Below are 23,666 nucleotides of genomic sequence, written 5' to 3' on the forward strand. Positions count from 1 at the left end.
GTCAGCTCCTCAAGGATTTACCGGTTTCGGCGGAAAAGAGATGCGCCTGCGACAGGTCGAAGTGCATCACGACACGGTCGCCCGCCTTCAGAGGCCGAGGGTTCAGCATGCGCGAGACCCAGTCGCGGCGGTCGAAGTCGGCGAAAACCAGCGTTTCGTTGCCGAGCGGCTCCGTCACCGTCACCGGCAGCTCCGTCTCATAAACGTCCGCCGCGTCGCCGGAATGCAAGCCGTGGCCGGCCGGATAGAGATCGTCGGGGCGCAGGCCGAACACCACTTTATCGCCGGCGCTTACCCTGCCTTTGAACCGACCGGGCAACGGCAGGCTCTGGCCGCTGGCGAAGACGACCTTGCCGTCGTCGACTGTCGCCTCCTGCAGGTTCATTGGCGGCGAGCCGATGAAGCCCGCGACGAAGCGCGTCGCCGGCCGCTGGAAGACTTCGTCCGGCGTGCCGACCTGCTCGATATAGCCGTCGCGCATGATGACGATGCGGTCGGCCAGCGTCATCGCCTCGACCTGGTCGTGCGTGACGTAGATGACGGTGGATTTCACCTTGGCGTGCAGCTTCTTGATCTCGGTGCGCATCTGGGTGCGGAGCTTGGCGTCGAGATTCGAGAGCGGCTCGTCGAACAGGAAGACGTCCGGATCGCGCACGATCGCGCGGCCCATGGCGACGCGCTGGCGCTGGCCGCCGGAGAGCTGCGAAGGGCGGCGCTCCAGCAGCGCGTCGAGGCCGAGAATGGCCGAGGCCTCGGCGACACGGCGGTCCATCTCCTCCTTCGGCGCACCGGCGATCTTCAGCGAGAAGCCGAGATTCTCGCGCACCGTCATGTGCGGATAGAGCGCGTAGGACTGGAACACCATCGAGATGTTGCGCGAGCGCGGCGGCAGGTCGTTGACAACGCGGCCGCCGATCTCGATCGTGCCGCCGGAGATGTCCTCCAGCCCCGCGATCATGCGCAGCGTGGTCGACTTGCCGCAACCCGACGGCCCGACGAGCGCTATGAACTCGCGGTCGGCAACGTCGAGGTCTATGCCATGCACGATCTCCATATTGCCGTAACGCTTGGTGAGTTTCTTGAGCGAGACAATCGCCATCGGATCAACCTTTCACCGCGCCGGAAGTCAGGCCGCCGACGAGGTGTTTTTGCACGATGAAGGTAAGGATGAGCGCCGGAATGATCATCACCACGGCGAGCGCGCACATGCCGCGCCAGTCGATGGTGAATTCGGCGGTGTAGTCGAGCAGCCCGACGGGCAGCGTCTTGGAATTGATCGAGCGCGTCAGCTGGGAAGCCAGCGCAAACTCGTTCCAGGAGGTGAGGAAGGCGAAGATGCCGGCTGACGCGATGCCCGGTCCGGCGAGCGGAAACTCGACCTGCCAGAAGGCCTGCCAGCGCGTGCAGCCATCGATCTGCGCGGCTTCGGCGAGGTCCTTCGGCACCTGGCGGAGGAAGCCGTCGATCAGCCAGATGGTGAAGGGCACGTTGAGCGCGACATAGGCCAGGATCAGGCCGAAATGCGTGTCGATGATGTCGAGCCGCGCATAGACGAAGAACAGCGGCAGCGAGAGCGCGATGCCGGGCACGGTGCGCGTCAGCATCAGCCCGAGGAACATCGCCGACTTGCCGCGGAAGCGGTAGCGCGCGAAGGCGTAGCCGCCGGCCATGCCGATGGCGATGGCAATGACGGTCGACGTCACCGAAATGATCAGCGAGTTGCGGAAATAGTCGAGGACGGGAATGCCGCCCTTGCCGACGCCGCTGAACATGGCGATGTAGGCGTCGAGCGAGACCTGCTGCGGGATCCAGACCGGCGGCTTCGCGAGGATCTCGACCGTCGGCCGCAACGAGGACAGCACGATCCAGATGCCGGGCAGGCAGATGAAAAGCATGGCCAGAAACAGACCGACGCGGTGCGCGACGGTTGCAGCGCGGCGCTTCAGGCGGGCGGATGCGTTGGCGTCCATTCTCACCACTCCGCGCCGATCTGGGTGCGCGCCGCGGCGAGCTTCTTGAAGAAATAGACGGTGAAGACGATCGACAGCAGGATCGAAAAATATGCCATCGCGTTGGCGACGCCCATGCGCGCGTCGCTGTAGGCGGTGCGCGCGACCAGCGTCCACAAAAGTTCCGTGCGGCCGGCAGGGCCGCCGTCAGTCATAATCTTGACGATGTCATAGGCGCGCGCGACGTCGAGCGAGCGGATGGTCATGGCGATATAGGCGAAGGGCATGATGAAGGGCCAGGTCACATAGCGGAAGGTCTGCCACGGCGTGCAGCCGTCGACGCGCGCCGCCTCGACCGGCTCCTTCGGCATGGCGAGCAGGCCGGCCAGGATCAGGATCGCGAAGATCGAGGTCGACGACCAGATCTCGGCGATGGAGATGGCGATGAAGGCGAGATGGCCTTCGATCAGCCAGGGGATCGCGTCCTGCGTGATGCCCAGCGACTGCAATGCGTTGTTCACCAGCCCGATATTGTCGTTGAACATGAACTTGAACTGGAAGCCGACAAGGATCGGCGAGAACATCATCGGGAACATCATGATAGTGCGCAGCGCCCGCTGGCCGCGGCTGGCCTTCTCGACCAGCAGCGCCAGGCCGAGCCCCAGCAGCATTTCGAGATTGAGCGCTATGGTGAGCAGAAGCACGGTGCGGCCGAAGGCCCACCAGAAATTCGCGTCGGACAGAATGTTGCGATAGTTGCGCAGCCCGATGAAGGTAAAGAAGGTCTCCGGCCGCGTCAGCCTGAACGGCGTGAAGCTGGAATAGAAGGACAGGCAGAGCGGCACGACCACCACGGCCGCCAGCACGAGCACGGCCGGCAGCAGAAGAAGGGTTGGCGCGGAAAGCCGCTTGGCCGTCATGCAATGTCCCAAAATTGCTTGCGGGCCGGCGATCCAATCGCAGGGCGGCCGCATCGGTCAAAAGCGGCGCCGGCCACAAGACCGGCGCCGCAGGGAGGATGGTTCCTTAAAGCGCGTCGTGCTGAAACGGATTCAGGCGACGCGCTTTAAGTCCTTGTTCTTGTGCATGTCGTTTTCGCAAAACCGCTGCACACTTTTGCGCGACATGCATCAGAGCTTGCCGGCGTCCTCGAGGATCTGCGTCGCCTTGGCGGCAGCATCGTCGAGCGCCTGCTTGGAAGTCTTGTCGCCGAGGATGGCGGCCTGGAGCTCCGGATAGACGGCGTTGGAGATCTCGATCCACTCCGGCGTCTGCGGCACCGGGAAGGCGTTCTTGGCGGCTTCCTGGAAGGCCTGCAGCACCTCGGTCTTGTAGGGATCGGACTTCGCCTGCTCGAGGTCCCATTCCCAGACCTTGGTGCGGGTGGGCAGCGGGCCGGCAGCTGCCTCCAGCTTCTGGCTGTCCTCATTGGTCAGCCACCAGACGAGCGAGGCGGCGGCTTCCTTGTTGGCGCAGTTCTCGGTCACCGAGAAGCCGTGCGCGCCGGACCAGCCCGAGCGCTTGCCGGACGAGCCCTTCGGCTGCACCTTGACGCCGACATTGCCTGCAATCTTCGACGACTTCGGGTCGTTGAAGAAGCCAGCCCAGCCCGGCCAGTCGAGGTTGATCGCCACAGTGCCGGAAGCGAAGCCCTGGCCGAGATCGTCCCACAGATAGTTGGTCGTGCCGGCCGGCACGGCCTTGGCCTTGTAAAGCTTGACGAACCAGTCGAGCGCCTTGACGCCGGCGTCCGAGTTGAAGGCCGGCTTGCCGTCCTTGTCGAGATATTCGCCGCCGTCGGCAATCACCATCTCGTAGAAGCGGCCGTTGATCGCCTCTTCCTTGCCGGCATATTGCGTGCCGTAGAAATCGGGCGGGCTGGCGAAGAATTCCGCCTGCTGGGCCATCTCGTCGAAGGTGTCCGGGGGAGCGAGGTCCTCGCCGTATTTCTCCTTATAAGCCTTCTTCTTGGCTTCGTCCTGATAGAGGCTCTTCTGGTAGTAGAGCGCCGAGACGTCGAACTGCGCGCGCGGCAGCATCACCAGCTTGCCGTCTAGCGTCCCCGCCGCGATGTTGGCCGGGACGAAGGCGTCGATCTCCTCCTTAGGCAAGAGCTTGGCGAGATCGGTGTAGATGCCCGGATATTGCGGCGCGAACGAGGTGTGGTTGGAACCGACGCACCAGGTGATCGAATTGGAGGCGATGTCCGACTTGATCTCCTTGTCGAGATCGAAGTGGTTCTTCTTGGAGATGACGTTGACCTTGGCGCCGGTCGCCTTCTCCCACTCGCCGATGCGCTCGTAGAGCTTTTCGTATTGCTGGCCGCCGATCAGCTTGGCGTCGATGGTGACGCCGGGAAACTTGCCCGGCAGGTCGGCCGCGAATGCAGCGCCCGATGCCATGAGCAATGCGCCGGCGGCGACGCCGGAAAGCAGTCTGTTCATGAATTCCTCCCTGGACGGCCGGTGGCCGTCATGACCTGAAGCTCAACCGCTTCATTCATATGCAAACAAAATATTCATAAGTCGTCAAGCCGAAACTTCTTCCCAATGAAGGCGCTCTTGCGTATATGAAGATGAAAATTCACCAGAGAGGCATCCGGTGCAGGACGACGAGGAAGACCGCTATCGCGCGCCGGCTCTGGACAAGGGGCTGGACATCCTGGAGCTGCTCGCCAGCGTCGACGGCGGCCTGACGCAGGCCGAGATCGCCAAGCGGCTCGACCGCAGCCCGAACGAGTTCTACCGGATGCTGGACCGGCTGGTGAAACGCGGCTACGTCACACGCCCCGACGGCGACCGTTACTCGCTGACGCTGAAGCTCTTCGGGCTCGGCCAACTGCATGCGCCGGTGCGCAGGCTGGTTTCCTACGCCACCTCGATCATGCGCGAGCTGGCCGAAACCGCATGGCAGGCGAACCAGCTCGTGGTGTTCGATCGCGGCAGCGCCGTCGTCATCGCGCAGCAGGAAGCGCCGCGATACTGGGGAATCTCCATCCGCGTCGGCTCGCATATCAGCCTGTTCGACACCGGGTCGGGACATGTGCTGCTGGCCTTCCGCTCGCCGGAAGAGCGCGAGATGATGATCGCCGAACACTTGCGCAGCAACGAGGAGATGAAGCTGTCGCCCGACTTCTTCGCCCGCCTCGACCAGGTGCGCGACCGCGGCTATGAGATGATGGCTTCGCTGCAGACGGCCGGCGTCTACAATCTGTCGGCGCCGGTGCTTGGTCCCGACGGACGCGGCATCGCCGCGCTCACCATACCCTACATCACCCTGGTCAACGCGCCGGCCGCGCCCGATATCACCAGGACCATCACGCTGCTCCAGGCGGCGGCCGCTCGTCTGTCGCAACTTGCTGGATCGGATGTGAGGCCCAAGGAGTAATTCTTATTTGAATGATGAATTCTCCCGTGAGATGATCTTTGGGTGGCATGCATAAGCGCGACAAGGGAGGAAGCCATGATCGTCGACACGCATCTGCATCTCATCGACAAGGCGGCGCTGCGCTATCCGTGGCTGACCGGCGTGCCGGCGCTCGACCGCGACTTCTCCCACGATGAATACGCAACCGAAGCGCGCCGCGCCGGCATAGAACTGGCGCTGCATATGGAGGTCGACGTCGACCCGGCCGATATCGAGGCCGAGGCGGCCCATGTCGAAGGATTGTCGAAAAAGCCGGGCAGCCTGGTGCGGGGCGCGATCGTCTCGTGCCGGCCGGAAGAGGCCGGCTTCGCCGCCTGGCTGGACAAGGTGAAGGCCGATCCTTTCGTGAAGGGTTTTCGCCGCGTGCTGCATGTGGTGCCCGACGACGTGTCCGAGGGCGCGCTTTTCCGTGAAAACATCCGGCGTATCGCTGGCAGTGGGCTGACCTTCGATCTCTGCGTGCTGCCGAGGCAAATGAGCCAGGCGATCGCGCTGGTCGATCTGGCGCCGGACGTGCAGTTCGTCCTCGATCATTGCGGCGTACCCGACATCAAGGGCAAGGCCGAGCACCCCTGGCGCGAGCAGATCGCCGCGATCGCGCGGCGCCCCAATGTCGTCGGCAAGATCTCCGGCGTCGTCGCCTATGCCGATTCCGCGACCTGGACCGCCGAGACGCTGCGACCCTATGTCGAGCACACGATCGAAAGCTTCGGCTGGGACCGCGTCGTGTGGGGCAGCGACTGGCCGGTCTGCACGCTGGGCGGCGGACTGCTCGGCTGGGTGGCTGCGACGCATGCGCTGATCGCGGGCGCGAGCGAGACCGAGCGCGCCAAGCTGCTGTCCGGCAATGCGAAGAAGCTCTGGCGGCTCTAAGTTATTCTGCTCGCCGGTCGTAGGCCGATCGTTTTGGAAAGCTCTCTCGGAACAGGCGATTGATGCCGCTGACAACACGGCTGGCGTCCTGCCGGCCGGCAAGGCCCGCGTTGAGGCAGTCGGATGCCGCCTGCTGGAACGCCATGTAGCCGTCATGGCGTGGGCGCACCCAGGCGCCTTCCAGCGTCGCCCGCGTGGCGCGATAGAAGTCGCCGGTCGCGGCGTTGACGGCCGCATCCTCCCAGGCGGCGGCATGGCCCGGCTGGCCGCCGGCGGCGGCATAGGGTCCGCGCTGCACGTCGCCGCTGGCGATCCAGTAGGCGAAGTCGATTGCTTGCCGGCAGGCAGGGGAGAAGGCCGAGACGGCAATGCCGGTGCCGCCGAGCGCGGAGCCGACCGGGCCGTTGCTGCCCACGGACGGCATGTCGCAAAAGAAAAGCCGGTTCGGACGGAAACCGGCCGTCGCGTAAGGCACATAGCCATAGATCAGCGGCGCGCAGGCGATGCGCGAGCCGGCCTCGGCCATCTTCTCGAACACCGCGATCGGGTCCATCGTCAGGCATACGGAGTCGACCAGCGCTGCGATCTCGCGCAGCATCTCGATGACGGTTTCGCCGGTCTCGGGATCGACCAGATCGCCCGGGCCTTCGACGGCGCATGGCCGGCCGAGATCGGCCGCAAGCGTGAAGAAGCACATCAGCGAGTGCGGCGGCCTGAGCGGCAGGAGCACGCGGCCCTGTTCGGCAAGCTCCAGCACTTCGGTCCAGATCGCCGGCGCGGCCGCGATCAGATCGGGCCGCCAGGCCTGGACCTGGGTCGCGGCGTCGATCGGAAACGCCCATTGCCGTCCCTGCCAGGTATAGCTCCGATAGGATCGGCCGACGCTGCCCGCCGTAAGCGCTTCGCGTTCCGCCTCGCGGCCCGGCACGTCGAGCGGCGCCAGGCATTTTTCTCCGGTGATCTGGCCGACATGCGGATGATCGATGACGATCAGGTCATAGGCGCGGGCGAGTTCTTCCACCGGGAAGGATTCGAAATCCTGCAGCGAGCGTTTCTCCCATTCGATCGAAACGCCGGTCTTTTCCTGCCACAGCCTGGAACAGGCGACCATCGGATCGTAGCCGCGCGGATGGTTCCAGGTCATGCCCTTGAGCGACGTCATAGACCGAATTCCCCGCGGATTTTTGCGCTGTGCTCGCCGACGCGGGGTGCCGCCTGCTCGACCTTGGCGCGCACGCCGTCGATCCTCAGCGGCGACCGGGTGGTGTGGATCGCCACGCCGTCCTCGCGCGTCACCGTCTGCAGGAGGTCGAGCGCCGTGAAACCGTCGCTCTCCAGCACCTCCTTCCAGTTCAGCACCTTGGCGCACCAGATGTCGGCGGGCTCGAGGATGGCCAGCCACTCGTCGACCGATTTCTGCGCGATGTGCTGGGCGATGATCGCCTTGATCTCGTCGCGGGCGGTGAACCAGGTCGACGGCTGGTCGCGGTAGGGCGCCAGCGCCTCGATCTCGAGCAGGTCGGCAAGCTTCGGGATCGGTGTCATGGCGATCGCCAGGAAACCGTCCTTGGCCGGATAGACGCCGTAGGGTGCCGCCAGATAGGCATGGGCGCTGCGGAAGGACGAGCGGCGCGGCAAGCGCCGGCCATCGTTGAGGTGGGTCGTCAGGACCTCGAACTGGAAGTCGATCAGCGCCTCGAACAGGCTCGTCTCTACGTGGCCGCCTTGGCCGGTGATGCCGCGCCGGACCAGCGCTGCAAGGATGCCCTGCGCGCAGGCCGCGCCCGCCAGCATGTCGGCGATCGCCAGGCCGAACGGCACCGGCCCCTGATCTTCGTCTCCGTTCAGCCACATCACGCCGGAGCGCGCCTGGGCGAGCAGGTCCTGGCCGGGGCGCTTCACCCACGGGCCGTCCTCGCCATAGCCGCTGATCGAGGCATAGACCAGGCGCGGGTTGAGCGAACGCACATGCTCGTAGTCGAGGCCGAGCCGTTCAATGACGCCGGGGCGGAAATTCTGGATCAGCACGTCGGCTTTCGCGAGCAATCCGCGCAGCGCTTTCAGGTCGTCCTCGTTCTTCAGATCGACGGCAAAACTTTCCTTGGCGCGGTTGATGGCGTGGAAGATGGTGGAATCGCCGCCGATCTCGGTGTCGCTGAGATAGAGCCGGCGCGAGAGGTCGCCGCCATCGGGCCGCTCGATCTTGATGACGCGGGCGCCGAGGTCGAGCAGCCTCAGCGAGCAGTAAGGTCCCGACAGGAACTGGCTCATGTCGACGACGACAAGGCCGGACAGCGGCAGGTCGGAGGCCATCGTCACTTCTCCGTCTTGCCGGCGAAGTCGGCCGGATTCTTGTACTTCACGGTCTGCAGGTGCTCGCAGTAGAGCACCAGCTCGCCTTCGCCCTTGAACACCTCGTAGCTGGCGCGGATCAGCCCCATGTCATGATAGCGGGGTTTCTTTTCCATGTTGGTGCGGATCGAATAGATGGTGTCGCCGATGAAAACCGGCTTGATGAAGCGGAGCTTGTCGTAGCCGTAAGAAAAAGCGTTGACGCAATTGGTGGCGACAAGGCCGAGCCCGGCGGAGAACACGAACGCGCCGGCGACCAGGCGCCTGCCGAAAATACCTTCGCGCTCGGCGAACATCTGGTCCTGCACGTAGGGGTGGATGTCGAGCACCAGAGTGTTGAAGAGATGGCTGTCGCCTTCGGCCATGGTGCGCCGGAGCGAGCGGATCTTCTGGCCGACCGGCCAATCCTCATAAAACCAGTTTTCGGCGTTCCACACCGGCAGCTCGGCGTGATCGGCCGGCATGTCGGAAGGGCGTGTCGAGGCGACGCCGACGGTGGGCGGGAAGCTGGTCATCATCCTGTTCGTCCGCTGCCGGAGAATAGGCCGCGCCGTCCGGGCCAGGCCGGAGCCAAACGCGATCGATCCTCCCCAAATCTTCTCTTGTGAAGATTATATTCACATATGAGATTTGGGTACAAGCGGGGTTGGGCAGAAATTTTACCCGCCCGGCCGAACCGTCGACGGCGCCGTATTGATCGTGGGAAGCGGTAACGTGCCGCAGGAACGCAAGGGTTGATAGCGAAGGCTAGGCCCGGGCAACCAGGAAAACGCGTAGCGACTTTCCGCCTGGAATCACGCAGAAATAAATGGTTATTAGGCAACCCTACAACGTCAAATACCCTTATCGGTTGTAGAATTCGGAAGATCAGTTGTGGCGGGAGAGCGCCGCAGGGTGCCGTGAGACATGGCCAATAAAATCGGCTTCGATGGCAGTGTAATTCGTTAGTAATCGATCATCAGGATAATACGGGTCTCGACCATATTTTGTGCCTTTTTTCTTGAGTCGACTATGGCTGTTCTCGGTGCGTTTCCTCCCGGTGTCGGCTGCCGACCCTTCGATGAGGAGGATTGGGAAGGCGTCGCGGATTGCCTGCGCAGGGGCTTTCCGGAACGCAGCCGCGGCTATTGGATCGAGGCGCTGACCCGCCTGTCGCGGCGGCCCGCGGTCGCCGATTTCCCGCGATATGGTTTCGTTCTCGAGAAGTCGGGCAAAATCGTCGGCGCCGTGCTTACGCTCTATGCCAGGCACAGAGGCGTGGACGGCGACGAAATCCGCTGCAATCTCTCGAGCTGGTCGGTGGATGCGGAGTTCCGGCCCTATGCCAGTCGGATGATCGCGACGGTCATTGCGCGCAAGGACGTTGTCTACACCAACATTTCCCCGTCACCCGGAACATTGAAGCTCAACAAGGCATTCGGCTTTCGCCTGTTTTCCGGCGGACAGGTCGCCTTCCTTCCCGTCCTGAACGCGATGCCGCGCCCGGACCGCGTGCTGGAAGCCGGTTCGGACCTCGCCGAGATGGCGCAGCTCACCGACAATGAAAGATACATACTCCTGGAGCATGCGGCGCTGGGCTGCCTGTCGCTGATCTGCATTTGCGACGGCCTGGCGCTGCCGCTCGTGCTGAAGCCGCGGCGCATATTGCACGGTCTCATTCCGTGCTGTCAGATCGTCTACTGCCGCTCCCACGCGGATCTGGTCCGCTGCGCCGGGGCCGTGGGGCGCTTTCTCCTGCGGCGCGGCAAGCTGCTTTGCCTCGTCGATGCCATGGGGCCCGTTCCCGGTCTGGGCGGCCGGTATTTTCCGAAGAAGGGCCTGAAGTATTTCAAGGGCCCGAAGTCGCCCTCGCCAGGAGACCTGACATTCACCGAGATGGTGCTGTTCGGCTCCTGAACGACGTCGCGAAGCCGGCCGATCCTTGAAATCAGTCCAGTACGCCGGCCCTTGCCGCCGCGGTTATGCGCCAGCGTGTTCCGAGCGAGATACCCACGAGCAACAGGCAGAAGGCGAGGGCGAGAGGGGAGTAGAACGCCTCCTCCTGCAGCACGGCGTTGGCCGAGATGGTGGCGATGCCGACAAAACCGAACAGGAAATCCGGGTCGCCGGTTTCGACGAGCTGCCGGCGCAGCGCCACCAACAGCGCCGCCAGGAAGCCGAAGAAGACGAGGCTGCCTACGCCCATCTGGTAAAGCATGACGCCGACCGCGCTCTCGACCGGCACCGAGGCGGCACCCTCGGCCTGAGCGCTTTGCCAATTGAGATTGATGCTCGTGCTCGACAGGTTGCCGCCGAGCCCCAATCCTTGTCCCAGCGGGTCGGCCAGGAAGTCGCGCATGCCTGCGATCAGGCCGAGGACGTGATAGTCGCCATGCGTCGCGCCGTAGCCGATCGCCGCCGTCGTCCAGACCACGGCCAGCGCTATCACCGCCATGAGCGCCAGGCCGGTGCGCGAGGGCTTGTAGATCAGCCGCGCGGCAATCGCAACGAAGAGCATGAACGTCGCTCCCTTGGAGCCGATGACGAGCAACAGTGGCAAGGCTGCGACAGGCAGCAACCACCGTCCTCTGAACAGGAGCCAGGCCGAAATGGTGCTCAAGGCGTAAGCATAGCTGATCGGATGGAAGTTCGGGCCGCCGATGCGAAACACGCTCGGCAGGATGTCGTTAAACAGCGGCGTGTTGAAGAAGGTCGTGGTCATCACGTCCTCGATGCCACGATAGACGAAACCGGTTTCCTTCAGCGCTTGCTCCCACACTCCCGTTTCGACCTGCCGCGATATGCTGCGCTCGACGTAAAGGTCGCCATGGAAGAGGCCGAGGAAATCCATCGTGAAGATCAGTTCGGCGTAGCCATAGATGATCGCGCCGGCGCCGAGCCAGAGTATGCTCTTGCGCAGATCGACGGGATAAAGGCTGGCGGCGAGGACCGCGACGTGAAAGCAGGCGAGCGGTGTGATCGTGTTGCGGAAATAGACGACCGCGTCCTTGGGGCCGCCATGCACGACGCCGAGGGCGAAATAGAAACAGACCGTTCCGCACAGCGCCATGTTGAGCAGCAGCCATGGACGCAATTCGGTCAGTGCGCGGACGCGGTGCTGAAACGAGGCGGCCAGGAAGATGCCGAACGCGGTCATCAGGATGATGAAGTTCGTGCCACGCAGCGCGTCGAACGTGTCGTTGTCGGGAATGTACGGGGTGAACCAGGCGACCACGAGGTTCTGATAGAGGAAGGCGCAGATGATCAGCACGGGAACGCCCGAAGGCACCGCGTTCGCAATGATCAGCGTCAACACGAAGGTCGCGGCAACCCCGAACGGGGTCCAGACGGCAAAAGAGGAGACGGCGAGCGCAACGACAAGCAAGGCCGTGCCGACATGCAGCAGGGCTTCGGGCGTGTCGCGGCCCGGCAGTCCGACAGGCGAATAGGCCTGCGTCGTGCTCATCGGCGGCCCGCTCCGGTCGTTGCTCGCCCCAGCAAGCGTCTATGGCGCCTGTCGTCCACGTCCGCTAACCTCCAAGGAGCGCGGCGATCATCGACCCGTCGAAGCCTTCGACGCTCCGCCGGTTCTTGATGAAGCCGAAACCCTGATCGAGCTCCCAATAGGTCCATGCGACCTGATTCGTTTCCGCCGCCTTGCGCACGGCGCGCACCCAGGACGCGCGGCTTTCGGCATCCACGCAGAAATTGAGCACGCCGAATTCGTTCAGCATCGCCGGGCAGTCATGGGTCGCGGACCAACGCGCCAGATCGGCAAAATCGGAGGCGATTCGCGCTTCTGTCCAAGGCGCCGACAATTCGTCCTCAACGAGGTTGGCGGCCTCCTCGTCGCCGGCCGCGCGCAGTTTGGAAAGCAGCTGGTTCACCGCCGCCGTTTCCTTGCTTGCGGGAAAGGGCAGGTCCGCGATGCGGGCGAGCGGCGACGCATCCCAGTTTTCGCACTGATGGGTGAATGCCATCGGAGCGTAATAGTGCACCGCGGCAATCTGATTGTCGTCGGCGAGCGGCGGCGTATCGGCGATTTCCCAGATGCCCTGAAACCGTGCCGGTCCCCAGACCAGCGTGTGGAGCGGACACTTCGCTCGCAACGTTGCGGCGATCCGCTCCCGCAGCGCCAGCCATACGTTCCGTTCCATCGGTGGCTCGTTCAGCAGCTCCGGATAGACCGATTCCATCGGCAGGTCGGCGACAACGACACGCAAGGAGGTCCAGGCCCGAAGCACCTGCCCGCCCGCGGCTTCGGGATCGTTTCGGAAAGCCGCCACCAGCTCGCCCGAGGGATGCATGTCGAGGAGGACCGAAAAGCCCAACCCGACAAGATCCCGGATCCCGTTCTGGATGCGGCGAAGCGTTGCCGGATGGCCGCTGGAGACGAGGTCGCCGTTCACCGGCAGCCGAATGGTTTCGAAGCCGGCCTGGCGCAGCTTTTCAAGCGTGGCCGTGGCGGGAGCAGGTCCACCGTCGCGGTCGAACCATCCTGGAAGGTTGAAGCCGCGCGACGGGACGCGGACGCCGCCCGTCGCCAGCGCGGCCGACCGTGGCAGAGGGGAGGTGGCGAGCAGGACTCCGGCGGCAAGTGCCAGCGCATGTCGCCGTGACATCTTGGACGGCGATGTCATCGATGCATCGCCTCCACTGCCTATCCCCGTGCGGCGGCGCTGCGGCGCTGTTCGCCCACCGCTCGCGTACCGTCTATCGCCTCGGCCGGCCGTGCGCCATCCGGCGCGACGACAAGAGTGGCGCTGCGGCCGATCTGGCCGGCGCCGAATTTTTGCGCAAGCAGCTTGGCGGCTTCCGAAGGCTGCTCGGACGGGCCGAGCGCAAGAAGCGCAAGGTCGGCTTTGGCGAAGAGTTCCGGAATCCAGCCATTCTCATTGAACGAAGGGGCGATCACGAGCACGAAATCGAACGCGCTCCCGGCTTCCGCCAGAATGCCGCGGAAGGTGTTGCGATCCGGCACGCCAGGACCTTTCTCCATCACGGAGCTGCAGACGACCGTTCGCAGGCCGGTCGCGCCGTCGATGAACAATCCGGCTCCGTCTGTCGTCGAGCTAGACAGATGATCGCCGATTTCCACCATCAGCACATTCTGGTCGGCCCGTTGCATGCCGATGCCGAGCATCGCACCCGCGATCCTTGCCTCGAAGCTGCTGCGGATCGAGGACACCAGGATGACAAAGGGTTTGCTATGGTCGTTCAAGTGCAGGACCATCTGCCGCATGATCTTCAGGACGTCGAGCGACAGCGTTTCGTTTCCGGTCTGGAACAGCTGCTTCCTGATCGCCTTGATGTTGGAATAGGCGGTTCCGCCGGCGACGCCGGGCAGGCGGTATTCGCCGAAATTGGCCGGCATCGGCAATGGCCGGGGGCTGACGGGCGCGCTGTCCTTGCGGTCCACGACCGGCTCCGGCGCGGCATGTTTCGGCGCCTGCGGATCCTCTTCCGGCTGCGGGACCGGACCAAGCGCCAAGGCAAGGCCGCATCCTGCAAGAAGCCCCAGCACGGCGCTCACCAGGAGAAGCAGGACCGGCTTCGGCCATGTCGGCTGGACCGGCGGCGAGGCGACGCCGATCTTGCGCGCCTCGGAAGTCTGCACGCCCTGCATCTGGGACGTTTCCTGGGCGCGCTTGAGATAGTCGTCGAGCACGGCGCGCGCGGCTTGCGCCTTGGATTCCAGTTGCCGCAGCTGCACCTGCGCGATGTTCGAGTCCGCAGACTGCTGACGCAGGGCTTCGAGCTTGTCCTGCAGCTTGCCGACATTCTGCACGGCAAGATCGTAGCTGGCCTTCAACTGCTGCCTTATCCGATCGGCCTCGGCCGCCATCAGTCGCTGCAACCGCTCCAGTTCGGATTGAAGCCGTCCGATCGTCGGGTGACGCGGCCCGTACATGGTTTGCAGGCTGGCAAGCTCGGTGGCGCGCTGGTTGTAGTCGTCGCGCAATTTGCTGGCGGAGGTGGAGGTAAGAATATCCGCGAGCTTGGCGAGTCCGGCCGGTGAATTGCCCGCCGCCAGCGCCTGGTTGTAGCGGTCCTTGGCCCGATCGGCGTCACCCTGGGCGGCTATCAGCTGCGCCGTGAGCTGATCGAGCTGCGACTGCAGCGTGCCGCCATCCGTCGAATTCACGATATTGTGTTTCGTCTTGAAATCCTCGACCGCGCGCTCGGCGTCGCTGACATCCTTCTGCAGGCCCGAGATCCTGTCCGTCAGCAGCGTGTTCACGTCGCTGTTGGCGGTCTCGCGTTCTCCCACGAGGCCTGCCCGGTACTGGTCGACGATGGCATTGGCGATGCGCGCTGCCTTTTCCGGCGACGGCGAGGTGAAGTTGACATTGATGACATAGGTAAGTCCTTCGCGCTCCACCGACACCTTGCTCTGGAAGCGTTTGAAGGCGGCATCCTGCGAAGGGGTCGCTCCGGCTCCGAACAGCGACAGCAGACGCGACGTCATACCGGCGCCGGCGAATTCCGGATCGCTGTCGAGCTTCTGGCTCTTGAAGACCGCGCCCAGCAGGTCGGGCGACTGAATGACGAAGACCTGGCTGGCGATGGCGGCGCTGTCGGACCCGATCCCCGGAAGCACGTTGTTGAAATTGGTCGCGCGCGTGTCGCGGGGGTCGATCAGTATCGAGGCCGTCGCAGTATAGCTCGGTTTCGTCACCGCAAGATAGGAAAGCGCGAGCAGCAATGCCGCGCCGGCGATGGCAAGCACCATCAAGCGGCGCGCCCAAAGAATGGCCCACACGGCACCTATGTCGAACAGCGGCGGAAGAGTGCGCTCGTCGATCCTGGCTGGCTTCATCAATGTTCCTCGTGCGGAGCCGCGACCTAACGACCTCACTCGTCTCCACATTATTAAGGATTATCGTTAGCCATCCGTTAAGCGTGGCGGCGTGACGATGAGCTCGGCGTGGGCGATGCCGGTAACCATGCGAAGCGTTCGCGCTGGCGCGGTTGCGGCATTTTGCTTATGCAGGATCGGGTTTTGAGCGTCGTCGTAGGTGCTGGGTAGGCCCATCGCCGATCGTCTCAGGAGGCGACGTTGAAGGACAATACAGGGAACCGCGAGGCCGCCCATGGGGCAGCGGCCAGCCCGGCGACCGACATGCGCATGTCGATCACAGCCCTCGCCAAGAGCGGCGCCGTGGCCGGCATCATCAAGCTTGCCAGCGCGGGCCTGTCCTTCCTCATGTTCGTGGCCGTGGCGATGGTGACGGACGAACGGGGGTTCGGCCTTTACAGCGCGACCTATGCCGGCGCGAGCCTGGTTTCCTTCTTCGCTTCTGTGGGTCAGCAGAGCACCGTGCTCAGGTTCTGGCCCCAATATGCCGGATTGGGCGATCTCGCCTCGGCTCACGGGCTGATGGCCCGCGCCATTCTCGTGGCGCTGGCCGGGCTTGTCGGCACCAGCCTGCTGATCATCGTGGTGGGTTTCCTGCCTTTCGTCGGCAGGGGAACGCCGGAATGGCTCCCGCTGTGCGTGGCGGCCGCGGTGCTGTCCTTCTCGCTCGGCTGGTCGGAATTCACCTCCGGCGCTTTCCGGGCCAAGAACGCGCTGATATCGGGCCTGTTGCCGCGGGACGTCATCTGGCGCGCGGCGACGATCGCGGCCGTTCTGGTGCTGCATTTCATGCATGTGAGGATGGATGCGGTCGCCGCGACGTATCTGACGGCGCTGCTGCTCATCCTCTCGGTTGTCCCGCAAACAATCATCCTGGTGCGCGACACGATGGGGGCCGATCGCGGCGGTCTCACCGAAGGGCAGAAGCGGGAATTCAAGACCGTGACGCTCGGCCTGTGGGGCGTCACCTCGCTGCCGCCAGCGCTCGGCCAGGTCAGCACCCTGCTCGTGGCGATGATCCTGGGGCCTGAGGCGGCAGGCGCGATCTTCGTGGCGGACCGGACCACCCGTTTCGTCACCCTTGCGCTCAACGGCATCAACCAGGCGCTGGCGCCGCAGATATCGGCCGCCTTCTACAGCGGCGACAGGGCTCACGTGCAGCGCATCACCAGCCTCGCCGCGCTTGGCGGCTCGGCCATTGCGCTGTGCGTGCTGGCATCCTTCTGGATATTCGGCTACCTCATCCTGTCCATCTTCAATCCGGCCTATGCGACGCCGACCATGAGGGCGACGCTCGTCATCTTCGGCATAGGGGCGACGTTCGGCACCGCCTGCGGTCCGATCGAAATCCTGCTGCAACTGACCGGTCTCCAGCACGCGCTGTTCAAGGTGCTTGTCGTCGTCAACATCGCCGGGCTTTGCGTGACGGCGGTGGCAACCTATTACCTCGGACCGGTGGGTGCCGCGCTCAGCATTGCCGGAACCGTGATCGCCTGGACGGCCTTCGGAGTCTCGATCGCCCGGCGCAGAATCGGTATCAATCCATCGGTCCTTGGCTTGTCTTTCGACAGGATCGGTCTCGTGCCCCACCTGCTCCCGAGAGAGCGCACGTGAAGATCGTCCAGGTGCAGACCCAGGCGGAAGCGGCCGGGGCGCAACGCATCTCCGACATGGTGGGCGAAGGATTGCGGGCGCGCGGACACGAAGTGCGCACCGTCTTCATGTATCGCAAGACCGATGCCTATGACCGCGATCCCAACGTGGATTTCATCCTCAAGCAACGGCCGCGAGGGTTGCCAGGGCAAATCCGGGCAAGCATCGGCCTGGCGCGATATCTGCGCGCGGCACGCCCCGACGCGGTCATCACCTACCAGCACTATGGCAACATCTTCGGCACGATCGGCGCCCGTCTGGCCGGTGTCAGGCATATCGTCGCAAACCAGAGTGGCGCCCCGCACAGCAAGGGGGTCATGGGTCTTCTCTCGCAGATCGACAAGCTGATGGGCATGGTCGGCCTCTACCAGGCGAATGTCGTCAATTCCGGCTGGACGGAAGCGCAGTTCGATCGCTATCCGCAATCCTATCGGCGGCGTATGCGCCGCATCGATCATGGCGTTCCCGTACCGGGCGAGGAATTCGACAAGGCAGGGGCGCGCGCCGCCTTCGGCCTGCCGCAGAACGTATGGCTGGCCGTGTCGTCCGGCCGGCTGACGCGCATGAAGAACCAGATCGCGCTTGTCGGGGCGCTCGACCAACTGCCTGACGTCCATCTCGCGCTTGCCGGCGCGGGGCCGGAGCGCGAGGCACTCGTCGCCTTTGCCGAGAGCCACGGCGTGGCGAACCGCCTGCATCTCGTCGGCGAGGTTCCTCCGGCACGCATCTTCGAATTCCTCGCGGCCGGCGACGCCTACGCGTTCGCCTCGATGACCGAGACCTTCGGCCTTGCCTGCGTCGAAGCGGCCATCTCCGGCCTGCCGATCGTTGCGAGCAACCTCGACGTCATGCGCGAGGTGCTGACCGCCGAGGACGGCTCACCCGCCGCGCTGTTCGTCGAGGCCGACGCCGCCGGCATGGCCAAGGGGCTCGCCGATTTGTTCGCACGGCCGGAATTCAAGGCCAGGCTTTCGGCGGCGGGGCGACGGCTCCGCGACAAATATTCGCCGGCCAGGATGTGCGCGGGCTACGAGGCGCTACTTGTTGCCTGAGAGCCCGTTTGGAAACTCTACTACTGCGACCAGAAGGCGTTTTCTGCGCTTCCGGTGCTCACGTACTCAAAGGTACGCTCCGCTCCGGTCTTCGCCGACCGAAGCCCTCGTAAGTGTCGCCGCTCTATGAAGGCCACGGCCGGCGTAGGCCGGTTCTCGAAAACACCTTCATATGACTCGCAGGAGCGAGTTTCGAAACAGTCTCTGACTACTTCCGTACAGCGGCGATCCCGTCGATCACCTCCAGATGGCCCGCCCGATTGAGCGTGTGGATCTTCGGATAGGGCCAGTCGCCGGCCGCATCGATCGGCCGCGGCGCCGAAAGCCGCACCGTCTGCTGGTCGAGTTGCAGCAGCTCGGACAGGCCAAGCCCGCCGCCATAGCCCAGCGTTCCGTCCTGCACCGGAAGGAGGACACGGCCGTCGCGGCTGCGGACGAAGGCTCCGCCGGGGCGGGCCATGCGATGGTCGATCAGGATCGGGTTCGCCGGATGTGGCAGCCATGGGCCGGCGAGCGCGGGGGCCGAGAAGACCACCAGCATGTCGGAAGTGCTTCCGTGGCCGTCCCGGTCCGTGGCGAACAGCCAGAGCGTGCCTTCATGCTCGAACAAGGTGGCATCGGAAATCTCGCCCTCGACCAGCACGGTCTCGGCAATCCAACCGTCCGGGAAGCCCGAGGCGCGGTAGAGCGTGAGCCTGCCGCTGGCGCTCGCCTCGGGCAGCATCCAGACCGCGCCGTCGCGCTCGAACACTTGCGGGTAGGAGAGGTGGTGGGCTTCCTCCAGCACGACCCGAGGCGTGCCGGGGACACCGCCGGCATCGAACGGAACAACGGAGATGACCGCCTTGCCGGTGGCGTGCGGATAATCCTCGACGAAGACGAAGGGCTGGTCCTGCCACCAAAAGGGAAACGGGTCGGCATAGAAATGGTCGCCCATGTCCGGCAGCGCCGACCAACCGGTCCCGAGCTTGCCCCTATCGGCGACGCCCGGCGCATCGGTGAAGCGATAGCCGACACGCCAATGCGCGTGGCGGAAGCGTGCGCGTCGCAGCGCTTCGCGGCCGAGCCGCGGCAGCGCCGTGCCGAGATAGGCGGACGTGAAACGGCCTCGCTCACCACGATCATGGCTCTCCGCGATCTGCTCCCGCAGCAGCCGGCCGGCGGCGAACGCGCGGGCGACCGACTGAACCAAAGTGACGGCCCGGGCGAACACGTCGTCGGTGCCGAGCGCGGTGGACTCACGCTTGTCGACCATCGGCCGCGCCTGGCCCACCACCGTCTTCCTGTCGAGCACGGCCTCGATCACCGGCAGCCTGCCGGCCGCGACGGCAATTGCTGCCGAGAGATCGGCGCTCGATCCGTCGAAGCGGAGGCCGATGGTCGGAACATCCGATGGGACCGCGTCGCCGGCAAGGTCGAGCCTCAGCGCGGCAGGGCGATTGCCGGGCCGAGCCTGTATTTCTTGCACCGCGGAGCCGAGAAGCGGGCCACGCCGGCGGAAAAGACGTTGCTCGAACTGGAAGGCGGCTTTTGCCGCGGCCGGCCAGCCTGCCGGCCCGGGCTGATGCGCTACCGCGACATCGTGGCCGTCCGCCTCCAGCCGCTCAATGGCAACCTGCTGCCAATGGCGGGGCGCCGATTGCGGAACGATGACTTCGATCGCCAGCATGTCTTGCCGTCCGCGTCTATTTTCTATTCGGGTTTTCGTAGTTCCGACAATGAGGAGCGAAAGACTAGCCCTAAATGCTTACATCAGCGTTACACGCAAAATCCAACTTCGACTTCGACGTTCACGGCGAAGATTCTCGACTTGCGATCCCGAACCGGCCGAGTGGGCGGGGCGCCCGGCCGCTTTTGCAACGCGACATTAGCATTTTACGCATATACCAAGATTCCAACTATCCCGGCGATCGATCTTGACCTGAAGGCCAAGACGTCGTCGATAGGCCGCTGTCCCGCCGGTTCGGATCACATGTTTGAAGTCACTGCCGAGGATGCGTTCGATTTCCGTTCGACGGAATACGCCGAGCTCTTCGCCAGCTCGGCGGCGACCGCCTTTCAGCACCCCATATGGCTCGCGCAACTGTATGAGAGGCTCGTACGACAAGGCGCCGCCACGCCGCTGATCATCGTCGTACGTCTGCGCGCAAGCGGAAAGCTTGCGATGGTCCTGCCTCTGGTGAGGCGCCGCTACACGCTGCTGAAGGTCGTGGAATTCGCGGATATGCGGGTTTCCGACTATGTCTCGCCCGTCGCCGATGAGGAGACTTTCTCCCGCATCCTCGCGGACAGCCGCACGGTCGCCGCCATCCGCAAGCATCTGCGGCCATACGATCTCTTGCGCATCGGCAAGCTGGCGGACCGCTCACTGGCGATGGAGCGCCTGTTCGGCATCGACAAGCGCGACAGCATGGGCATGAGCGCCTATACCAGCAAGCTGGAGCCGACATTCGCCGGCTGGCGCGAGCATCGGCTGGACCAGTCCTACCGCAAGGAGCTCGACAAGAAATCCCGGCAGCTCAACCGCATGGGGGAGGCGCGCTTCGAACGCGTGGACGACCCGGCCGCCATCCGCACGACATTCAATGCCCTCAAGCTCTATCGCGGCAAACGCTTCGACGGGAGCGACGGCCCCGCCGACCTTTTGCAAACGTCCTCCTATTTCGATTTCTATCTGGCTGTCGCCAATGAAGGATCCGGCGGCTTTGCCCGCACCTACGTGTTCTGGATGAACGGCCGGCCGATCGCGGGCGCGCTCGGGCTCGAGCATCGCGACTCCCTCCTGATCATTCTCGGCGGCTTCGACGAGGCAGGCTACAGGAAGCAGTCGATCGGCAGCCTGATGTTCGAGCAGATCGCCCGCGACTGCATCGAGCGCGGAGATCACTATCTCGATTTCACCATCGGCGACGAGCCCTACAAGCGCATCTTCGGCGGCCGGCCTTCACCGATGTGGCAAGTCTACCATGCGGGGAGTCCGCTCGGCTATGCGGCGCATCTGACGGTGGAGAAGTTGCCGGCAGCCAAGGCGCTGGCACGGCATATCCTGGAGGCCGCGCATGTCAAGAAGGCCAAGCCTTCCGCCATCATCGTGCCGGCTCCCGATGAGGCTGCCGAATCTTCCTGATTGAAAACGCGTTGGATCCCTGTGTCGGGGAACTAGAGCGGTTCACCGTTTCACGGAAACGGTGAAACGCTCTAACTCTTTGTTTTTACGCAATTCCGGACGGAAAACCGCTGCGCACTTTTCCTGGAATTGCTCTAACCTCGATCAGTTGACGGCTTCGATCCGCGGTTGCCTGAGACCGCGCAGCCTGGCGGCAAAGCTCGGGCTGAATTTGTCGATCTCATGCAGGATGCGGCGGCGGCTGAAGTGAACCTGCCGGCGCGCGCGCCAGCGCAGGTCGGTGTCGATGGTCAGGCTGCGGCGGAAGTTTGCCAGTTCGAGCCCCCGCTCGTCCATGGCCAGCTTCATGGGATCATCGTAGAAAGTGGCGATCTTTGCCGCCGCCATGCCGGGCGAAGCCATCCACTGCGGCACGTGCACCATGCACAAGCGTTCGACGTCCGTGAGCAGCCGGCTGACGCCCGTTCCGGCCGCCGGACAGGATGTCTGATAAGCGTCTCCGATCAGGACGACGCCATCGCGCTTGCAATTCTCGGCGACGGTGATGTCGGTGAGCCAACTCGAGACACGGTCGATGACCTCGAAATCGCCGAATGTCTTGAGGAGCCCGGGAAGCGTTTCGACGAGCGTCTCGCGAGGGCGGTCGCGCAGCGCCTTGACCCAAGGGTCGGTATGCTCCCGGAAAACAAAGAGATTGGCGCGAGTGACGCCGCCGGCCGGGAAAAAGTTCAGGTAGTCGATCCCGTCCGACACCCGCTCGCCGTAATAGGTCAATGCCGGATGCTTGAAGGCACGTGCGCCCGCCGGCCGTACATTGAAGCCGAAGGTCAACGATTGCCGCTGGTGGACGAACCGCCGCTCGATACCCACGTCGCGTCGCAGGATATCTCCCATGCCGGTGGCGAGCACGAGGAGGCGAGCCGTCACATCCGGCTGGCCGATGATCGATACACGCTGCCGCTCCGGACCCGCTTCCACCGCGCTCACCCGACCGGCGACGAAGCGCACGGTCTTGGGCAGTTCGGCCCGCATCACCGCGACGAGGTCGTCGTAGAAAATGCCGTAATGAGGGGCGCGCGTGCGGTCGAGCACACGCCCCTTGCGCACGTTGACGATCTCGTCGAATGCCGCGGCCGCTGCAGAAAGACTATCGAGGAGACCGATCCGGCGCAGTTTGTCGATCTGGTCGCCGGCGATCTTCTCGACGCGGAACTCGCGCGGAAAAACGGGGTGGCGGTCGATCAGCGTGACATGGTAGCCCGACCGCCCGAGCAGGGTCGCGGCAAGCGTTCCGGAGAGTCCGCCGCCGACGATGGCGATCTCCGTGTCGGTCCCCTCCGGCAGCGGACGAAGCGAATGTTCGGCGGTCATTGCGAATACCTCAACAGGGCATAGAGAGCACGGGGATTGGTGGTGAAATAGCGCCAGAAGAGCCGGCGCGGCTCCATCAGCATGCGCCAGAGCCATTCGAAGCCGGCCTTCTGCACCCAAAGCGGCGCGCGCCGGACCTTGCCGGCGATATGATCAAAGAGCCCCCCGGACGTCTTGATCACGCCGACATTCGAGAGCCGCGACGCAAAATCGCGAACAAAAATCTGCTCGCGCGGAACGCCGAGGCCCAACCACAATATGTCCGGTGCGAGCGCGTTGATTTCATCGAGCTTTTTCTCGAGCGCCTGGCCGGAAAGATATCCGTGGCTGTGGCCGACGATGCGCAGGCGCGGGTAGCTGGCCTTGATCGCGGCTACGGCCTTGGCGTTCCCGGCCTCGGTCGATCCGAGCAGGTAGAAGGTCGCGGCCTCGTTCTCGGCGAGCCTTGCCACGTCATGGAACAGGTCGGTGGTGGCCACCCGTTCCGGCAGCGGCGTGCTGCACAATAGGCGCGAGGCGAGAACGAGCGGCTGGCCATCGGCGAAAATCTGGTCGGCTTCGCGGAAGAGGGCGGCTATCTCGGACTTCGCGCGCGCCTGGGCGATGACCTCGCCGTTGGCTGAGGTGAAATAATACGGACGGCTGCCGTGGCGGTGCTGCCGCGCCGCCGCGATCATCAGACGGGCGGCGCCTTGCCGGTCGATCACCGTGACAGGAAGTCCGCCGAGTTGCACCGTCGGCAATGCAGCCAAGTCCTGCGGGGAAGGCGCTGCCTCCAGCTTCGCCACGGCGGTCACGCTTGGGTACCCGGTCGAAGTCTGATGCTGCAACCGGGGAAAATGAGAGGTCTCATGGTTAGCGGGCGTCACATATTGGCTGGAGTGGAGCGGATCCGATCCGTTGGTGGTAACGCAGTCTTGTTCAAAATCTCTTTTTGAACTTTCTAAAACTTTTCGCATAGGAGAAGTCGCCCCATTCTCCGATATTCAAGCTACCCCCTTCATCGTCATCATAAGTAAAAAAAT

The 23,666-nt window shown here is 64.1% G+C and carries 19 protein-coding genes; 6 read left to right on the forward strand and 13 right to left on the reverse strand.

Annotation, left to right across the window (positions count from 1 at the left end):
- Position 1 precedes the first annotated feature (1 nt).
- The 4 genes from ugpC to QAZ22_RS12275 all read right to left on the reverse strand — a co-directional run bounded on the left by ugpC (position 2) and on the right by QAZ22_RS12275 (position 4,393).
- Positions 2-1,099, reverse strand: coding sequence for a sn-glycerol-3-phosphate ABC transporter ATP-binding protein UgpC (gene ugpC / locus QAZ22_RS12260; RefSeq protein ID WP_278207010.1), 1,098 nt, complete (start codon positions 1,097-1,099; stop codon positions 2-4).
- Positions 1,100-1,103: 4 nt separating this feature from the next.
- Positions 1,104-1,970, reverse strand: coding sequence for a carbohydrate ABC transporter permease (locus tag QAZ22_RS12265; RefSeq protein ID WP_278207011.1), 867 nt, complete (start codon positions 1,968-1,970; stop codon positions 1,104-1,106).
- Positions 1,971-1,972: 2 nt separating this feature from the next.
- Positions 1,973-2,869, reverse strand: a complete 897-nt coding sequence (locus tag QAZ22_RS12270) for a sugar ABC transporter permease (RefSeq protein WP_278207012.1) — start codon at positions 2,867-2,869, stop codon at positions 1,973-1,975.
- Between the two features lie 210 nt (positions 2,870-3,079).
- Positions 3,080-4,393 (reverse strand): sugar ABC transporter substrate-binding protein, encoded by a 1,314-nt coding sequence (locus tag QAZ22_RS12275; protein ID WP_278207013.1) that lies wholly within the window; start codon positions 4,391-4,393, stop codon positions 3,080-3,082.
- 157 nt (positions 4,394-4,550) lie between these two features.
- Between QAZ22_RS12275 and QAZ22_RS12280 the strand changes: the two genes are divergently transcribed.
- Both QAZ22_RS12280 and QAZ22_RS12285 read left to right on the forward strand, forming a co-directional pair.
- Positions 4,551-5,336 (forward strand): IclR family transcriptional regulator, encoded by a 786-nt coding sequence (locus tag QAZ22_RS12280; protein WP_278074420.1) that lies wholly within the window; start codon positions 4,551-4,553, stop codon positions 5,334-5,336.
- A gap of 75 nt (positions 5,337-5,411) precedes the next feature.
- On the forward strand, positions 5,412-6,248 hold the full coding sequence (locus QAZ22_RS12285; protein ID WP_278207015.1) for an amidohydrolase: 837 nt from the start codon (positions 5,412-5,414) through the stop codon (positions 6,246-6,248).
- A 1-nt stretch (position 6,249) separates the two neighbouring features.
- Here QAZ22_RS12285 and QAZ22_RS12290 read toward each other — a convergent pair whose 3' ends face one another.
- From QAZ22_RS12290 to QAZ22_RS12300, 3 genes are read right to left on the reverse strand one after another with little or no spacing between them, the layout of a single operon-like run.
- Positions 6,250-7,410, reverse strand: coding sequence for an extracellular solute-binding protein (locus QAZ22_RS12290; protein WP_278207016.1), 1,161 nt, complete (start codon positions 7,408-7,410; stop codon positions 6,250-6,252).
- Entirely contained in the window at positions 7,407-8,567 is a 1,161-nt protein-coding gene (locus QAZ22_RS12295) for a CaiB/BaiF CoA-transferase family protein (protein WP_278207017.1), read from the reverse strand. Before QAZ22_RS12295 ends, QAZ22_RS12290 begins: the two co-directional genes overlap by 4 nt.
- Positions 8,564-9,115: a MaoC family dehydratase gene (locus QAZ22_RS12300; RefSeq protein ID WP_278207823.1), complete on the reverse strand. Its 552-nt coding sequence runs from the start codon at positions 9,113-9,115 to the stop codon at positions 8,564-8,566. The genes QAZ22_RS12295 and QAZ22_RS12300 overlap by 4 nt, the downstream gene beginning before the upstream one ends.
- A gap of 496 nt (positions 9,116-9,611) precedes the next feature.
- On the opposite strand from QAZ22_RS12300, the gene QAZ22_RS12305 reads away from it, so the two are divergent.
- Entirely contained in the window at positions 9,612-10,496 is an 885-nt protein-coding gene (locus tag QAZ22_RS12305) for a hypothetical protein (protein WP_278207019.1), read from the forward strand.
- 31 nt (positions 10,497-10,527) lie between these two features.
- On the opposite strand, the gene QAZ22_RS12310 is transcribed toward QAZ22_RS12305, so the two are convergent.
- From QAZ22_RS12310 to QAZ22_RS12320, 3 genes are all read right to left on the reverse strand, one after another.
- Positions 10,528-12,045: a hypothetical protein gene (locus QAZ22_RS12310; RefSeq protein WP_278207021.1), complete on the reverse strand. Its 1,518-nt coding sequence runs from the start codon at positions 12,043-12,045 to the stop codon at positions 10,528-10,530.
- 64 nt (positions 12,046-12,109) lie between these two features.
- Entirely contained in the window at positions 12,110-13,219 is a 1,110-nt protein-coding gene (locus QAZ22_RS12315; RefSeq protein ID WP_278207022.1) for a cellulase family glycosylhydrolase, read from the reverse strand.
- 20 nt (positions 13,220-13,239) lie between these two features.
- Entirely contained in the window at positions 13,240-15,399 is a 2,160-nt protein-coding gene (locus QAZ22_RS12320) for a GumC family protein (RefSeq protein WP_278207023.1), read from the reverse strand.
- 240 nt (positions 15,400-15,639) lie between these two features.
- Here QAZ22_RS12320 and QAZ22_RS12325 point away from each other — a divergent pair, with 240 nt between their 5' ends.
- Both QAZ22_RS12325 and QAZ22_RS12330 read left to right on the forward strand, forming a co-directional pair.
- The gene (locus tag QAZ22_RS12325; protein WP_278207024.1) at positions 15,640-17,052 is read left to right on the forward strand and encodes a lipopolysaccharide biosynthesis protein; all 1,413 of its coding nucleotides are present in this window, start codon (positions 15,640-15,642) and stop codon (positions 17,050-17,052) included.
- On the forward strand, positions 17,049-18,143 hold the full coding sequence (locus QAZ22_RS12330) for a glycosyltransferase family 4 protein (RefSeq protein ID WP_278207026.1): 1,095 nt from the start codon (positions 17,049-17,051) through the stop codon (positions 18,141-18,143). Before QAZ22_RS12325 ends, QAZ22_RS12330 begins: the two co-directional genes overlap by 4 nt.
- Before the next feature lie 208 nt (positions 18,144-18,351).
- Here the strand turns inward: QAZ22_RS12330 and QAZ22_RS12335 are convergent, their stop codons facing one another.
- A complete protein-coding gene (locus tag QAZ22_RS12335) occupies positions 18,352-19,812 on the reverse strand; it encodes a hypothetical protein (RefSeq protein ID WP_278207028.1) in 1,461 nt (486 codons plus the stop codon).
- Positions 19,813-20,115: 303 nt separating this feature from the next.
- Between QAZ22_RS12335 and QAZ22_RS12340 the strand changes: the two genes are divergently transcribed.
- Positions 20,116-21,270, forward strand: coding sequence for a GNAT family N-acetyltransferase (locus QAZ22_RS12340; RefSeq protein ID WP_278207029.1), 1,155 nt, complete (start codon positions 20,116-20,118; stop codon positions 21,268-21,270).
- Positions 21,271-21,414: 144 nt separating this feature from the next.
- Here the strand turns inward: QAZ22_RS12340 and QAZ22_RS12345 are convergent, their stop codons facing one another.
- Complete coding sequence (locus QAZ22_RS12345) at positions 21,415-22,737, reverse strand: NAD(P)/FAD-dependent oxidoreductase (protein WP_278207031.1); 1,323 nt, start codon at positions 22,735-22,737, stop codon at positions 21,415-21,417.
- The gene (locus QAZ22_RS12350) at positions 22,638-23,600 is read right to left on the reverse strand and encodes a WecB/TagA/CpsF family glycosyltransferase (protein WP_278207033.1); all 963 of its coding nucleotides are present in this window, start codon (positions 23,598-23,600) and stop codon (positions 22,638-22,640) included. Before QAZ22_RS12350 ends, QAZ22_RS12345 begins: the two co-directional genes overlap by 100 nt.
- Between the last annotated feature and the right edge of the window lie 66 nt (positions 23,601-23,666).

Origin of the sequence: Mesorhizobium sp. WSM4906 (assembly GCF_029674625.1) — a bacterium.
In the GTDB taxonomy this organism is placed as follows: domain Bacteria; phylum Pseudomonadota; class Alphaproteobacteria; order Rhizobiales; family Rhizobiaceae; genus Mesorhizobium.